At 68.0% G+C, this 12,554-nt stretch carries 12 protein-coding genes; 10 read left to right on the top strand and 2 right to left on the bottom strand.

Features of this window, described 5'->3' with window-relative positions; genetic code table 11:
- Positions 1-172: 172 nt before the first annotated feature.
- Complete coding sequence (locus tag F0U63_RS38695; RefSeq protein WP_395838208.1) at positions 173-1,180, bottom strand: type VI immunity family protein; 1,008 nt, start codon at positions 1,178-1,180, stop codon at positions 173-175.
- 260 nt (positions 1,181-1,440) lie between these two features.
- Between F0U63_RS38695 and F0U63_RS38690 the strand changes: the two genes are divergently transcribed.
- Together F0U63_RS38690 and F0U63_RS38685 are read left to right on the top strand one after the other, a co-directional pair.
- Positions 1,441-2,319, top strand: a complete 879-nt coding sequence (locus F0U63_RS38690) for a hypothetical protein (protein ID WP_395838207.1) — start codon at positions 1,441-1,443, stop codon at positions 2,317-2,319.
- A 34-nt stretch (positions 2,320-2,353) separates the two neighbouring features.
- Positions 2,354-2,875, top strand: coding sequence for a DUF4240 domain-containing protein (locus tag F0U63_RS38685; protein WP_395838205.1), 522 nt, complete (start codon positions 2,354-2,356; stop codon positions 2,873-2,875).
- Between the two features lie 43 nt (positions 2,876-2,918).
- Here the strand turns inward: F0U63_RS38685 and F0U63_RS38680 are convergent, their stop codons facing one another.
- Positions 2,919-3,827, bottom strand: a complete 909-nt coding sequence (locus tag F0U63_RS38680; protein ID WP_395838203.1) for an alpha/beta fold hydrolase — start codon at positions 3,825-3,827, stop codon at positions 2,919-2,921.
- A 127-nt stretch (positions 3,828-3,954) separates the two neighbouring features.
- Here F0U63_RS38680 and F0U63_RS38675 point away from each other — a divergent pair, with 127 nt between their 5' ends.
- Genes F0U63_RS38675 through F0U63_RS38640 form a run of 8 tightly spaced genes read left to right on the top strand, consistent with a single transcriptional unit; the run spans position 3,955 to position 12,538 of the window.
- On the top strand, positions 3,955-4,944 hold the full coding sequence (locus tag F0U63_RS38675; RefSeq protein ID WP_395838201.1) for an AAA family ATPase: 990 nt from the start codon (positions 3,955-3,957) through the stop codon (positions 4,942-4,944).
- A 30-nt stretch (positions 4,945-4,974) separates the two neighbouring features.
- Positions 4,975-5,856 (top strand): DUF58 domain-containing protein, encoded by an 882-nt coding sequence (locus F0U63_RS38670; protein ID WP_395838199.1) that lies wholly within the window; start codon positions 4,975-4,977, stop codon positions 5,854-5,856.
- Positions 5,853-6,866: a hypothetical protein gene (locus F0U63_RS38665; RefSeq protein WP_395838197.1), complete on the top strand. Its 1,014-nt coding sequence runs from the start codon at positions 5,853-5,855 to the stop codon at positions 6,864-6,866. The genes F0U63_RS38670 and F0U63_RS38665 overlap by 4 nt, the downstream gene beginning before the upstream one ends.
- Positions 6,841-7,851 carry a vWA domain-containing protein gene (locus tag F0U63_RS38660; protein WP_395838195.1) on the top strand — a complete coding sequence of 337 codons (1,011 nt, stop codon included), beginning with the start codon at positions 6,841-6,843 and terminating at the stop codon, positions 7,849-7,851. Before F0U63_RS38665 ends, F0U63_RS38660 begins: the two co-directional genes overlap by 26 nt.
- A gap of 41 nt (positions 7,852-7,892) precedes the next feature.
- Positions 7,893-8,906 (top strand): VWA domain-containing protein, encoded by a 1,014-nt coding sequence (locus F0U63_RS38655; RefSeq protein WP_395848491.1) that lies wholly within the window; start codon positions 7,893-7,895, stop codon positions 8,904-8,906.
- Entirely contained in the window at positions 8,903-9,910 is a 1,008-nt protein-coding gene (locus F0U63_RS38650) for a tetratricopeptide repeat protein (protein ID WP_395838193.1), read from the top strand. The genes F0U63_RS38655 and F0U63_RS38650 overlap by 4 nt, the downstream gene beginning before the upstream one ends.
- Positions 9,894-11,792 (top strand): BatD family protein, encoded by a 1,899-nt coding sequence (locus tag F0U63_RS38645; protein ID WP_395838191.1) that lies wholly within the window; start codon positions 9,894-9,896, stop codon positions 11,790-11,792. Before F0U63_RS38650 ends, F0U63_RS38645 begins: the two co-directional genes overlap by 17 nt.
- Positions 11,789-12,538 (top strand): tetratricopeptide repeat protein, encoded by a 750-nt coding sequence (locus tag F0U63_RS38640; RefSeq protein WP_395838189.1) that lies wholly within the window; start codon positions 11,789-11,791, stop codon positions 12,536-12,538. The genes F0U63_RS38645 and F0U63_RS38640 overlap by 4 nt, the downstream gene beginning before the upstream one ends.
- Positions 12,539-12,554: the final 16 nt, after the last annotated feature.

Below are 12,554 nucleotides of genomic sequence, written 5' to 3'. Positions count from 1 at the left end.
CAGGCCCGCGTACGTATTGATTCCGGGGATGCCGTCAATCGGACCCGAGTAGCCACCTCGGCTCGCCAGGGATTGAAGTACCTTGTAGGTGTTCGTTCCTGCTACCCCATCGATGGGTCCCGTGTACCCGGAGCCGCTCAAGAAGGTCTGGAGGCCCCTCCACGAGTTCACGTCAATCGAGGAAGCGCCGAGCCCATCTCATTGCCTCTTCCTGGGTGAAGCCTTCGATGCGGAATCTAGGGTCATCGAAGGGTTTGTCGAGCCATGACTCCAACTCGCGGCCGAGTTCCCGGTAGGCGGGAAGCGAGTTGCCTCGAGTGAGATCGCCCGCTTCGGGCCAATCCCCCAGCGTCACGACGGCTCGCGTTTCGTCGATGGCCTGCACGGCCGTCTCCGGTGAACGCAGGCGAGAACGAAGATTAGACACTCCGTTCAGTGCCTGAAGCACGGGAGGGCCCAGGAAGTTGAGCCAGTGCACCCCATCCACGCGCGTGCCCATCCAATCGGGAGAGGAGCCGTGGTTGAGGCTGATGCCTGGGTGGCGAAGGAGTTCGGTGCGGATTCTGGGCGTGAAGAACACGTCCCCAACGAGGGAATCGAAGCTCAATCCCGCATGGCCGCTGGCGAAGTCAAGACCCGAAGCCAGGTCGAGCAGCAGCTCCCTCACCGTGGATGGGCCGTGTTCCTCGAGGTATTCGGTCGGGAGTGTGCCCGAGAGGTAGCTCACGTCATGGTCGGAAGTAGTCCTATCTCGGGACGGGATACGAGCCGAGTAGGTGAGCTTGAAACCCGTGAGCCTGCCGTGCCCGTTGCCTAGGTGAATCCACGTCTCGTGGCCGCTCTTCTCCATCTCCTTGATCCGGTACGGGTCGGCACAATCCTCGGCGTAGCGGAAGGGACGGTCGGGTAGTAGCAGTTCGCGAAGGCGTTTCCGACGTTCTTCGGAAAGAGGCCCAAAAGATGAGGGACCGAAGGAGCAGGAGTCGATGGCATCAAGTCCCTCGCCAACTGCTTTCAAATAGCGGTCGAAGGCGTGGGACACCCCGGCGGCAAGGTCCGGGTGGTCATGTGGCATGTAGAAGACGAAGTGAATCACCTCTCTTGCCAGCAGGCGCTCACCTGCTTCATCCTCGGGAGGATAGACCCCATGTGGGCGAATCCGGGGATACTGAGGCGTCATGGGGAAGATGACCTACTGCTTCCGAGGCTGGGTATCACGATGGGGGGCAGGCATTTCTCGTGGCCGAGGTCGTTGTATTCGCGGAGTTGGGTCAATGTCTGGAGCACCGGTTTGCTCTTCTCAGAACCATTGGGCCAGCATGGGCTACTCTCGGCCCGAATGCCACTGTGTCCTCGGTGGGTGATGTGCGACTGGCGCATCCAGGTGTCGTGAAGAACCGTCCCTGAACCGGAACCATCACTGAGGATACGAACGGACCCATGCGAAGCGAAAAGCGAGCCTTCATGCAGAGGCCACACTGGTTGCTGATCGCTTTCCTCCTGCTCTTTCTCTTTCCCCTGGGGAGCGTCGCCACGAGTGGTGGTTCGTTGCCTCGGATTGGATGGATTTACAGGATCGAAGGTCATTTGGATGGCGCTCCTGTGCTGTATGTGGGTTCTGCCACGGACCTCAAGCAGCGTCTGAGTAGCAGCCATCAGTGGGCGAAGCTCCTCCAGCAGGACGGCACGAAGGTCTATGCGATGGAAGTCTTCGCGGAACTCAATGTCCAGGCATCCAACAGGCAGACCCTGCTGAGCGCGAGAAACGAGGCGCTGCGTGCAGCGGAGCAGCGGGCGATGGAGCAAGCCAGGAGCCGGGTCGAGAATGTCAATCGAAGGCTCCCGCCTGGCGAGAAGGGGGTGAGGATGCTCAACGAAATAAATGCCTCGACAGATGCGGCTTCATGGGGAGCCAGGCACCGCGTGACCATTGGTGAGTCATGGTCCCTGCTCGAAAGGAGATCTGTGGGTGTCACGAGCAAGGCCATTGTAGCCCTGACGATACTCGACTTCTATTGGATGTATCGTGAAGCAAAGATGGGGCGATACGTCATGGCACCCTATGTCCTGGGGGATGAGAACGGTTTTTTCACCCTGGAGAAATCACGTTTGCTGGTGTCTTCAGTATACCATAAAGTCTACCTGAGTGGCGGTGGTGAGGAACGACGGGTCGAGGTGTCAGCTACGGAGTTTCGTGCCCTGAAAGAGGAAGCAGAAAGTCTTTGGGGGACGACGGATTTGCATGGAGACTTCGTTCCTGGTCTTTTGAACCGGAAGCTTCCCCTCGTTGAGAGGCAGGACGACATGAGGATGGACTGAGCATGGGGAGTCGCTGCGAAGAGGTGGTTGCTTCATGAATACTGAGGAATTCTGGGCCATCATTGAGTCCTCTCGGAGGGTGGTCAATCCAGAACGGGCAGATGGGAATTCGCGACGGCAGGCGGAGGAACTCTGGAAACAATTGTCGAGGCTGTCTCCCGAGGAGATCGTCGAGTTTGGTGCCCATTTCCAGGACAAGATGGACGTCGCCTATCACTGGGACCTGTGGGGGGCCGCGTACCTCGTCGCGGGGGGCTGCTCGGATGATGGCTTCACGGACTTCCGAAGTTGGCTCATCTCGATGGGGCGCCGTGTTTTCGAGGACGCGGTGTCGAACGCCGAGTCGCTCCTCCGTGTTGTCGATTCTCCTGGTGTCGAAGATGTGTTCTTCGAGGAGTTTCGATACGTGCCTGCCCGTGCATATGAGGCGCTGACGGGACGCGATTTTCCTGCCCATGAGGGAGCGGGTCCCACTGCTCCCGCTGGAGAAGAATGGAGCGAGCAGGAACTCGCGCACAGGTTTCCCGCGTTCTGGGCTCGGCATCAGCGGGAATGAACCTCTCCACTCGGTCCGGCATCCTCGGAGCCAGGACCCGTGTTCATTCCCTCAGCTCGGACAGAAGGCAATCTGGCTGTTCCAGGTGGGGACTGTGTCCGGCCCGCACTCGCACCAGCCGCGCGGAGGGTTGCTCCCGCACCGCGGCCTCGGCCAGTGACACGGGCAGGACACCATCATTCTCGCCCCACAGGTACACGGTGGGCGGCCTCACCTCGTTCAGCCGCTCGCGCCGGTGGAACACGTCCCCCGTGAGGGGCACCAGCGTGTTGAAGGCCCGCGTGGCCCTGGCCCTCCCTGCGCGCACGGTCATCAGCTCGTAGTCCAGCGCCATCAGCCGGCGGTGGAGCGGGGTGTCCGGCAGCGGCGCGAGTCGCCCGAAGAGCCTGGGTCCCAACACGCGCGCCACCCGCTCCGGCCCCACGCGGAAGAAAAGGCGGGCCTCCCGCGCCATCTCCGGCCCCAGGCCCATCGCGTCCACCAGCACCAGGCGCTCCACCGGGACCCGCCCCCGCAGCGCCAGCTCCAGCGCCACCAGCCCCCCGAGCGAGTGGCCCACCAGGGTCATCGGCCCCGGCGCCAGGGCCGAGAGCACTGCCTCCACCGGCTCGACGAAGAACCGCAGTCCGTCCTCGGCCGTCCGGAGCGGCCCCGGAGCCGCCGGGGAACCCCCGAAGCCCGGCAGGTCCACCGCCAGCACCCGGTGCTCCCGCACGAGGGCCGGCAGGAGGGGAAACCACGTGCTCGCCGCGCTCCCCCGCCCATGCAGGAGCACCAGGGGAGGGCCCTCGCCCCCCTCGAGGAGCCGCAACGTCCCTCCTCCAGCGAGCGGGCATTCGCGGGGCACCACCCCGGGCGCCAGCTCCCCGAGTACCTCCGCCTCCACGGGCCCCGGTGGGGGGACTCCACTCCCAGGGCCGGGGGCGTGCCCCGGGCTGCTCCCGCCGGTCATCCGCCATGCCCTCCTGGGTGGGGTCCACCCGGAAAATACCGGAATGCCCGGCCTACTGCGCTGTTGAGCCGGTTACCCCCCTCACCTAGGCTGCCTGCCTTCTCAGGGACGGTCGAGACAACACCTTATGAACACGGACATCCGGGCACTCACCGAGCGCGTGCAGCAGGAGAGCGGCTTCGTCGAACTCCTCAACCAGGAGGTCGGCAAGGTCATTGTCGGCCAGCGCTACATGCTCGAGCGCATCCTCATTGGCGTCCTCTGCAACGGCCACGTCCTCCTCGAGGGCGTGCCGGGCCTCGCCAAGACGCTCACGGTGCGCACCATCGCCGACAGCATCAGCGCCTCGTTCATGCGCATCCAGTTCACGCCGGATCTGCTGCCCGCGGACCTCGTCGGCACGATGATCTACAACCAGCAGGCGGCCAACTTCACCGTGCGCAAGGGGCCCGTCTTCGCCAACGTGGTGCTCGCGGACGAAATCAACCGCGCCCCCGCCAAGGTCCAGTCCGCGCTGCTCGAGGCCATGCAGGAGCGCCAGGTCACCATCGGCGACCAGTCCTTCCCGCTGCCCTCGCCCTTCCTCGTCCTCGCCACCCAGAACCCCATCGAGCAGGAGGGCACCTACCCCCTGCCCGAGGCGCAGGTGGACCGCTTCATGCTCAAGGTGAAGGTGGGCTACCCCACGCGCGAGGAGGAGAAGGTCATCATGGACCGGATGAGCGGTGGCAAGCCGCCCGCGGTCCAGCGCGTCATCGCCCTGGAGCAGCTCGTGCGCGCGCGCGAGCTCGTCCATCAGATCTACATGGACGAGAAGGTGAAGGACTACATCCTCAACGTGGTCTTCGCCACGCGCGAGCCCGCGCGCTACGGCCTGAAGGATCAGGCGGACTACATCCAGTTCGGCGCGAGCCCCCGCGCCACCATCGCGCTGAGCCAGGCCTCGCGCGCCCACGCCTTCCTGCGCCACCGCGGCTTCGTCACCCCCGAGGACGTGAAGGCCGTGGCCTTCGACGTGCTGCGCCACCGCGTGGCCCTCACCTACGAGGCCGAGGCCGAGGAGCTCACCACGGAGAAGCTCATCCAGCGCGTGTTCGATCGCGTCGAGGTGCCGTAAGCCCCGGACGAGGAGCCTGGAGACCGCGCCGTGCTCGCCAAGGACATCATCCGCCGCATCCGCAAGCTGGAGATCCGCACCCGCAAGGTGGTGTCGGACATGCTCGCGGGCCAGTACCACTCGGTCTTCAAGGGCCGGGGCATGGCCTTCTCCGAGGTGCGGCAGTACCAGCCCGGAGATGAGATTCGCATCATCGACTGGAACGTCACCGCCCGGATGAACGAGGCCTACGTCAAGGTCTTCACCGAGGAGCGCGAGCTCACGGTGATGCTCCTCGTCGACGTGTCGGCCTCCAAGGAGTTCGGCTCGCGCGAGCGCTCCAAGTCCGAGGTGGCCGCCGAGGTGGCCGCTCAAATCGCCTTCAGCGCCATCGCCAACAACGACCGGGTCGGGCTCATCCTCTTCTCCGACCGGGTGGAGAAGGTGGTGCCGCCGCGCAAGGGCCGCTCGCACGTGATGCGGCTGGTCAGTGACATCCTCACCTTCCAGCCCAAGGGGAAGGGGACGGACCTGTCCTCGGGCCTCACCTATTTGAGCCGCGTGGCCAACCGCAAGACGGTGACGTTCCTCGTCTCGGACTTCCTCGCGTCCGGCTATGAGGCGCCGCTGCGGCTGGTGGGCCGCAAGCACGACCTGGTGCCCGTGGTCATCGTGGATCCGCTGGAGCGCGAGTTCCCGAGGATGGGGCTCGTGGAGATGGAAGACCCCGAGACGGGCGAGCGCTTCGTGGTGGATACGAGCGATCCGCTCGTGCGTGGCCGCTACGCGCGCGCCCTGCAGGGCCAGCGCGAGGAGCTGCGCCGGCTCTTCAAGAAGCTGGAGTTGGACCACGTGGAGCTGAGCACCGGGGATGACCACGGCATGGCCCTGGTGCGCTTCTTCCGCGCCCGTTCCCGGAGGATGGCGGCATGAGGGCGTTGACGCTCTGCGCGTTCCTGGTCGTCTCGCCCCTGGCCGCTCACGCCCAGGCCCAGGCTCCGGCCCCCGCCGCGGCGAGCGCGAAGCTGCCCGAGGTGGAGCCCTCGGGGGTGCAGACCCGCGTGCAGCCCGAGCGCGTGCTCCTGGGCGAGCCCTTCGTCTACGAGGTGGTGCTCACCCATCCGGCGAACCAGCGCTACGAGCTGGACGTGCCGCCGGATCTGGGGGACTTCGAGTTGCTGGCCCAGGAGCGCACGCCTCCCGAGGCGGGCAAGGACCCGGCGGTCACCGTGTTCCGGGTGCGCATGTCCGCCTTCAAGCTGGGCATGGTGACGCTGCCGGACCTGACCTTCCTCGTGTCCACGCTGGAGGGGCCGCGGCGCTACGTGGCTCCGGGCCGGACGCTGGAGGTGGGCTCCACGCTGCCCGAGGACGCCGAGGCCAAGGGCGAGGACCTGCGGGACATCCAGCCGCCCACCGAGGTGGCCATCCGCTCGCTGACGCTCGTGTGGGCCGCCCTGGGCGTCATCGCCGCGGCGCTGCTGGGCTATGCCGCGTGGCGCTTCTTCCAGAAGTACCGGGAGCGGCGGCGCGCGGCGGTGGCGCCTCCGCTGCCCTTGGACGTGCGCACGCGCCGGGCCCTGGATGCCCTCAAGTCCGAGAACCTGCCCGCGCAAGGGCGGGTGAAGGACTTCTACTTCCGTCTGTCGGAGATCGTCCGCGGCTACCTGGGCGAGCGCTATGGCTTCGACGCGCTCGAGTGCACCAGCTCGGAGTTGATGGTGCAGTTGCGGCGTCTGAAGGCGCCCGGCCTGCCCGAGGACGGACTCATGCGCTTCATTTCCGAGTCGGACCTGGTGAAGTACGCCCGGGCCGAGTCCTCCCCGGATTCGTGCCGCGAGGCGCTGACGTTCGGCTACTCGCTGCTGGACCAGACCTGGCCCCCTCCTCCTCCGCCCGAAGCGGCCCCCGTGTCCCATGCTTCCGGACCTCGCGTTCCATAGCCCCCATTACCTGTGGGGGTTGCTCCTCATCCCCCTCCTGTTCGTCTGGAGCTGGTGGGAGAAGCGCCGCCGCGCCGTGCTGCGCTTCTCCGCGGCGCACGTGTTCACCCGGCATCCCCGGGGCCTGCGCGTGTACCTCCTGCCGATGTTGCCCCTGCTGCGCGTCGCCGCGGTGGCCGCCGCCCTCGTCGCGCTCGCCCGGCCCCAGTCGCGCGACACGCGCGTGCGGGACTTGAACGTAGAGGGCATCGACATCGTCGTCGCGCTCGACCTGTCCACCTCCATGGAGGCCGGTGACTTCCGCCCGCAGAACCGCCTGCACGTGGCCAAGGAGGTGCTCAGCGAGTTCATCACCAACCGCGTGAATGATCGCATCGGCCTCGTGGTCTTCGCGGGCGCGGCGTACACGCAGGCGCCCCTGACGCTCGACTATGGCGTGCTCAAGGAGGTGCTGCGGCAGTTGCGCACGCGCGTGCTGGAGGACGGCACGGCCATTGGCGACGCGCTGGCCACGGCGCTCAACCGCTTGCGCGACTCGGACGCCAAGAGCCGCGTGGTGGTGCTCATCACCGACGGTGACAACAACGCGGGGAAGATCTCCCCCTTGGACTCGGCGGGCATGGCCAAGTCCCTGCACATCCCCATCTACACCATCCTCGTGGGCAAGGGCGGCAAGGTGCCCTTTCCCCAGGGCACGGACCTGTTCGGCAACACCGTGTGGCGCGAGACGGAAATTCCCATCAACCCCGAGCTGCTCCAGGACATCGCCGACTCCACCGGCGGCGAGTACTACCGCGCCACGGACCCCGAGGGCCTCAAGCGGGGCCTGCAGAAGGTGCTCGACTCGCTCGAGCGCTCCAAGTTGATGGAGGGCGGTGCCTCGGCCAACTACCGCGAGGACTACCACTCGTACCTGCTCTTGGCCTTTGGCTTCGCCGTGCTGGAACTCTTCCTGCGCTCCACCTTCCTGCGGGTGTCGCCGTGAACCTGACGGACCCCTGGCGTTTCAAGTTCCTGGGCTACCAGATGGGGCTCGCCAAACCCGCCTTCCTCGCGCTGTGCGTGGCGGGCGCGCTGGTGGGAGCCCTGGCCCTGTGGCTGGCGCTGCGCCGGCGCTCGCGCGTGCGCGCGTTCCTCACCGAGCGGCTCGTGGACAAGCTGGCCCCGGGCACCTCGCGCTGGCTGCCGGCCACCCAGGCGGGGCTCCAGGGCCTGGGGCTCATGCTCTTCGGCCTCGCGCTCGCCCAGCCCCAGTGTGGCACCACGAGCGAGCTGGCCAAGCGGCGCGGCATCGACGTGGTGGTGGCGCTGGATGCGTCCAAGTCCATGCTCGCGCGCGACGTGCAGCCCAGCCGCCTCGAGCGCGCCCGGCTGGAGCTCACCACGCTGCTGGACGAGCTGAAGGGAGACCGGGTGGGGCTCGTGGCCTTCGCCGGGGATGCCTTCATCCAGTCGCCGCTCACCTCGGACTACTCGGCGGTGAAGCTGTTCCTGCGCGCGGTGGACCCGGAGCAGATGCCCCAGGGAGGCAGCAACATCGGCCAGGCGCTCCTGTTGGCGCGCCAGGTGCTGGACAACGCGGACCGCGGCTCCAAGGAGCGCGTGGTGGTGTTGCTCTCGGACGGCGAGGACCTGACGGGCGAGGTGGACGAGGCGGTGGCCGCGCTCAAGGAGGCCCACGTGCAGGTGCTCACCGTGGGCGTGGGCTCCGAGCAGGGCGAGCCCATCCCCGTGTACAACCGCCGGGGCGAGTTCGTGGACTACAAGAAGGACAGCAGCGGCGAGACGGTCATCACCCGCATGGATCGCGCGGGCCTGACGGCCATCGCCGAGGCCACGGGCGGCGAGTTCTTCTACCAGCCGCGTGGCGTGGCCATGGCCCAGGTGCTGGAGCGTATCGAGAAGATGCAGAAGAGCGAGTTGGAGAGCCGGGTCACCGTCCGCTACGACGAGCGCTTCCAGGTGTTCGCCCTGCCGGGGCTCGTCCTGCTGGTGCTCGGCATGGTGCTGCCCTCGTCCTGGCGCCGGAGGTCTGCATGAGCCGGGCATTCCAGGGCGCACGCGCGAGGGCCTGGCTCTGCCTTTGCCTGGGGCTGCTCCTGCCCTTGCTGCCCACCCCCGCGGGGGCCGCGGGACTGCTGGAGAAGGAGCACCCGCTCATTCAACAGGGCCGCCGGGCGTACGACGCCGGGCGGTACGAGGACGCGCTGTCCGCCTTCGAGCAGGCGAAGAAGGAGCGGCCGAACGATCCGGCGGTGGACTTCAACCGGGGCGACGCGCTGACGAAGCTGGGCCGCTATGACGAGGCGAAGCAGGCCTTCCAGGGCGTGGCCGAGGCCAACAGCCGGCCGGACCTGCGGCAGAAGGCCACGTACAACCTGGGCAACGTCCACGCGGCCCTGGGAGATTCGCGCGAGGCCCTGAAGGCCTATCGCCGCGCGCTCACGATGGACCCCACGGATGCCCAGGCCCGGCACAACTACGAGGTGCTGCTGCGCAACCTCCCTCCTCCCCAGAAGGGCGGGGGCGATGGCGGCACGGATGGAGGCCAGGACGGCGGGCAGGACGGGGGACAGGATGGCGGCCGTCCCGACGCGGGCCAGCCCGATGGCGGCGCGGATGGAGGCCAGGACGGCGGAACCGATGGCGGCTCCGACGGGGGCCAGGACGGCGGCACGGACGGAGGCCAGGACGATGGGGGCACGGGCGATTCCGGCACGCCCGACGCGGGTCCGGGAGACGCGGGCCCCGGGGATGGCGGTCCCCAGGATGGGGGCGGGGACGGTGGCGAGCCCGGGGATGGAGGGGAGGGCGGCGATGGTGGCCAGCAAGGCGATGGTGGCCAGTCGGAGGATGCCGAGGCGTCGGACGCGGGTTCTCCGGGGGAGCTCGACGAGCTGGATGGTGGGGTGAGCGCCGAGGAGATCGACCGGCAGGAGGCCGAGCGCCTGCTGGATGCGATGAAGCAGAACGAGAAGAATCTCCAGCTGTGGCGCTTCCAGCAGAAGAAGCGGCCGAGGAATCCCAATGAGAAGGATTGGTAGCGGCCACGCGGCACTGGCCGCCATCGCCCTGCTCTTCGCGGCACTGCCCGCGTGGGCGGAGGTCGAGTTCTACCAGACGGTGGATCGCACCGAGGTGGGCACGGAGGACGTGTTCCAGCTCACCGTGGTGGTGGTGGATCCTCCGGACAACGCCCAGGTGCAGTTCCCCGCGCCCGAGGACTTCGAGGTGCTGTCGTCCTCGCAGAGCACCCAGAGCTCCATCCAGATGCGCGGAGGCGGGCCGCCCGTCATCCAGACGGTGCGCAAGCACGTGTTGATGATGCGCGCCCAGCGCGCGGGCAACCTCACCCTTCCGCCCGCCGTGCTCTCCGCCGGCAGCCGCACCTGGCGCACCGACGCCATCAAGATGACGGTGCGCAAGGGCCGCGTCTCGCCTCCGGGAGGCCAGGCCCAGGCGGGACGCCAGCGGATGCCGGACCCGTTCCGCAACTTCCCGCCCTTTGGTGGCATGCAGGATCCGTTCGCCGACGAGGAGGAGCAAGAGGAGGATCCGCGCGGCGGCATCCAGGAGGACGTGCGCATTCCCCGGGGGGACTCGGACCTGTTCGTGCGCGCCACGCTCGACAAGAAGCAGGCGTACGTGGGCGAGCAGGTGACGCTGTCGCTCTACATCTACTCGCGCGTGGACCTGTCCAGCGTGGACTCGGTGAGTATGCCCAAGCTGGAGGGCTTCTGGAGCGAGGACGTGGAGAGCCCCACGCAGCTCACGGGCGAGCAGCGCATCGTCAACGGCATTCCCTACCGCACCTACCTGCTGCGCCGGCGCGCGCTCTTCCCCATGAAGACCGGCACGCTGTCCATCACCCCCGCCGAGGCGGACATCACCACCGGCATGCTCTTCGTGGGCCACCGCGTGCACCGCGTGTCCAACCCCCTGGAGGTGGAGGTGAAGCCGCTTCCCCCCGGAGGACCCAAGGGCATGTCGACGGCCCAGGTGGGCGACTGGAAGCTGTCCGTGGAGACGTCCCAGCAGCGCGTGGAGCTGGGCCAGCCGGTGACGGTGAAGGTCATCCTCGAGGGCTCGGGCAACGTGAAGAACATCACGCCGCCCCGGCTGGAGGCCCCGCCCGCCTTCAAGGTGTACGATCCGACCACCACCGACAAGATGACGCCCAACAAGCTGCGCGTTCAGGGGCGCCGCACGCAGGAGTACCTGGTGATGCCGCAGCGCACGGGCACCTTCACGCTGCCCGCGCTGGAGTTCCCCTACTTCGATCCGAAGACGGGCCGCTACGAGGTGTCGCGCACCGAGCCCGTGGAGATCGTGGTGGAGCCCGGGGCGGGGGGCACGGCGTCCGCGCAGACGGGCTCGTCCGCGTCCATGGCGGATGCGGCGGCCGAGCCCAAGAACGTCCTCACCGCGGGCGGCCTGCGTCCGCTGCGCTACCAGGCGCGCTTCGAGTCCCCCGCGGCCGCCGTGTGGCAGCGGCCCTTCTTCCTGCCGGCGGTGCTCGCGCCCGTGGGCCTGATGCTCGCCCTGGCCCTCGGTGGGTTGGTGCGCGGGCGGTGGTCGGCACAGGACGAGGGCAGCCGCAGCCGTCAGCGGGCCCGGGCGGCGCGCAAGCAACTGGCCGCGGCGGAGAAGCTGCGCGCGGGCAACTCCAGCGCCTTCTACGGCGAGGTGGAGAAGGCGCTGCTCAACTTCCTGGCGGCCCGGCTGCACATCCCGGTGGGGGGCCTCACCCGCGACGCGCTGGACGCGAAGCTGACCGAGGCCGGTGTGGAACAGGCGCGCCGCCAGCGGGTGCGCTTCGTGCTGGAGGCCTGTGATACCGGCCGCTTCGCCCCTGGCGCCGAGCCGGCCGCTCGCGAGCGCATCCTGGATGACGCCGCGGCCGTGATGGAGGGGTGGGACAAGTGAACGCCGTCGCCGCCATGCTCGTGGCCACGCTGCTGGGCCAGGGCTACTACTCGTCCGAGGAGGCCCAGGGCCTCTTCCAGCAGGCCAACGAGGCCTACTACCGGAGTGACTACGCCGCCGCGCGCGCGGGCTACGAGAAGCTGCTCGAGCGGGGCTTCGGCGGGCCGGATCTCCAATACAACCTGGGCACCACCTACCTGGCGCAGGAGGACCTGGGGCGCGCGGTGCTCGCCTTCGAGCGCGCGCGCCGGGCGGGCGGGGACGGGCCGGATCTCGAGGCCAACCTGGCGCTCGCGCGCGCGCGTCAGCTCGACAAGGTGGTGGGCAGCGCGCCCGAGGAGTCCTTCATCGAGCGCGTGGTCGCCGCCACCAGCGGCAACGGGGTGGCCTGGGGGTTCCTCACCGCGTGGGTGACGGGCTTCGCGCTGCTCCTCCTCTTCCGGCTGCTGCGTCCGGGCCGGCGGGCCTGGGCGGCCGTCCTCGGAGGCCTGTTCCTGGTGCTGTCGCTCCCCGCGGGCGCGTTGCTGGCCGCGCACGTCTGGGCGCAGCAGAACCTGCACGAGGCCATCGTCCTCGCGCCCACGCTGCGCGCGCGTGAGTTCCCCCGGGAAGAGGCCAAGGTGTCCTTCGAGGTCCACTCGGGTCTCAAGGTCCATGTGATGGAGGACACGGGCCGCTACGTGCGCATCCGCCTGCCCAACGGGCTGGAGGGGTGGGCAGAGCGCGAGGGCGTGGCGGAGATCTGACTCTCCGCCAGGGCCC

The sequence above is a fragment of the Cystobacter fuscus genome (assembly GCF_044360685.1).
Lineage (GTDB): Bacteria > Myxococcota > Myxococcia > Myxococcales > Myxococcaceae > Cystobacter > Cystobacter fuscus_C.
Note: the sequence above shows the minus strand (reverse complement) of the source record. Positions and strands in the feature narration are given on the sequence as shown.

Bases quoted from the DNA above. Each gene is read 5' to 3' on its own strand.
- F0U63_RS38655 (WP_395848491.1), top strand. From the start codon at position 7,893: ATGGGGCTCGCCAAACCCGCCTTCCTCGCGCTGTGCGTGGCGGGCGCG.
- F0U63_RS38690 (WP_395838207.1), top strand. From the start codon at position 1,441: ATGCGAAGCGAAAAGCGAGCCTTCATGCAGAGGCCACACTGGTTGCTG.
- F0U63_RS38660 (WP_395838195.1), top strand. From the start codon at position 6,841: ATGCTTCCGGACCTCGCGTTCCATAGCCCCCATTACCTGTGGGGGTTG.
- F0U63_RS38645 (WP_395838191.1), top strand. From the start codon at position 9,894: ATGAGAAGGATTGGTAGCGGCCACGCGGCACTGGCCGCCATCGCCCTG.
- F0U63_RS38665 (WP_395838197.1), top strand. From the start codon at position 5,853: ATGAGGGCGTTGACGCTCTGCGCGTTCCTGGTCGTCTCGCCCCTGGCC.
- F0U63_RS38695 (WP_395838208.1), bottom strand. From the start codon at position 1,180: ATGACGCCTCAGTATCCCCGGATTCGCCCACATGGGGTCTATCCTCCC.
- F0U63_RS38675 (WP_395838201.1), top strand. From the start codon at position 3,955: ATGAACACGGACATCCGGGCACTCACCGAGCGCGTGCAGCAGGAGAGC.
- F0U63_RS38650 (WP_395838193.1), top strand. From the start codon at position 8,903: ATGAGCCGGGCATTCCAGGGCGCACGCGCGAGGGCCTGGCTCTGCCTT.
- F0U63_RS38685 (WP_395838205.1), top strand. From the start codon at position 2,354: ATGAATACTGAGGAATTCTGGGCCATCATTGAGTCCTCTCGGAGGGTG.
- F0U63_RS38680 (WP_395838203.1), bottom strand. From the start codon at position 3,827: ATGACCGGCGGGAGCAGCCCGGGGCACGCCCCCGGCCCTGGGAGTGGA.